Here is a 1,578-nt window from a genome sequence, read left to right as displayed (position 1 = left end):
TAGCTACTTGCCCCTGAAAAAGTGTTTGGGCTGGTGACGGGGCTGGCGCTGTAGGACGGCTCTGTGCCGCTGGCTGGCGGGGGCATATCTCCCTCACCGGCTCAGGACGGCCATCCGCTGGAGGTTATAGGCGAAGATTCCCAGTCCGGCCCAAGTCTGGGCACCGGCCAGGCGGCGCAGGCGGGTACGACGGAAACCGAAGCTGCGCTTGAGGTGACTGATACGGGCCTCAACGCCGACTCTCCAGTTGCGCATCCGCCGAAATGGACGAGTTTGCTCGTACTCACGCCGTGCCTTTCCAGGCTTTCCAGCACGTTGCAGGCCGACCCGATGGACACCGAGTTCGGCCAGGGCCAGATCGTTAGCCGCCGTGCCAAAGCCGCGGTCCGCGACGACCGTGCTGGGCGGGCGGCCAGTCAGTGACACGACGCGCACCACCGAAGGAACCAGTTGCGGCGCATCGGCCGGGTTCCCGCGCTGGACCTGGTGGTCGACGATGAAGCCGCGTTCGTCCTCAGCCACAAGTGCGGTGTAGCCGAACTGGGTGGGGTGCTGGGGCTTGCCCTTGCGGATCGGCCGCGCGTCCGGGTCTGCCAACGAGACCATGCGGTCGGGAATGGTGCGGATGCCCGCCAGCCGCAACGCGGTCTGTTCTAGCAGCCGGCGGGTGCCCGCCACGGTCTCGGCGAGCTCGCCCACCAGATGCGCGAGTCGCCCCGAAGGCCGCCTGGCCAGTGCGCGCCGTGCATTGCGCTCCACCGCCGCCACGTCCCGCAGGGTCGCGCGGGCCACGGCGGCGATCTCACCGGTGAGCCGGTCGATCTCGCCCAGCGCCTGGCCGGTGCGCCGGCGCAGCGTGCGCGAGATCTCCTTCACACGGCGACCCGCCGACTGGCTGCGATCACGGAAGCGGGTGCGCCTGGCCGCCCCCGACGCCTTGATCCGCCCAACCAGCCGGCCCAGCTTACGTACTCCGTGTTCGAGCAGGTCGGCGTCCGTGGGGTGGTCGATATCGGCTTCCATCACGGTTGTGTCGATGCGCAGCTTGCTGCACCGCAGCAGCTTGTCCTCGACCAGCTTGCCCAGCAGAGCGGCGTTCAGCTCTTCCACCGCCTGCGCTCCGCTGCGGCGCACCAGCTTGATCAGCGTGGTCGGGTGCGGCACCGGGGCGGTCAGCGGGATGCGGCAGAACCGGCGCCAGCTCAACGAGTCCGCGACCTCACGGCACAGGGTCTCGTAACCCAGCTGGTAGCGGTGCTTGAGATACAGCAGGCGCAGCAGCGTCTCCACCGGCACCGACGGCCGCCCCAGCCGCTCGGCGAACACCGCCCGCCACGGAGCGATGAACCGCTCGTCGTCCAAGAACGCATCGATTAGGCCCAGATCAGCGGGTAACTGCCGCGCCTGCTCCGGCAGTACCTCCCACCAGGCGTCCTGCACTCCAGCGACACGCAACACCGCCCCACCCCCGGCCGCCACGACCCGCCTCCACTGTCGCGGTCACAGACCGGCCCTCACCAGCTCTCCCCAGAGGACAACCCAGAGACAGCCCCGGACTTCTTCAGGGGCAAGTAGCTA

The 1,578-nt window shown here is 68.8% G+C and carries 1 protein-coding gene; it reads right to left on the bottom strand.

What is annotated here, in order from left to right:
* Positions 1 to 93: 93 nt before the first annotated feature.
* On the bottom strand, positions 94 to 1,458 hold the full coding sequence (locus tag ACWC0C_RS48315) for an ISNCY family transposase (RefSeq protein ID WP_450871546.1): 1,365 nt from the start codon (positions 1,456 to 1,458) through the stop codon (positions 94 to 96).
* Positions 1,459 to 1,578: the final 120 nt, after the last annotated feature.

It is taken from the genome of Streptomyces sp. NPDC001709 (assembly GCF_053596375.1).
Note: the sequence above shows the minus strand (reverse complement) of the source record. Positions and strands in the feature narration are given on the sequence as shown.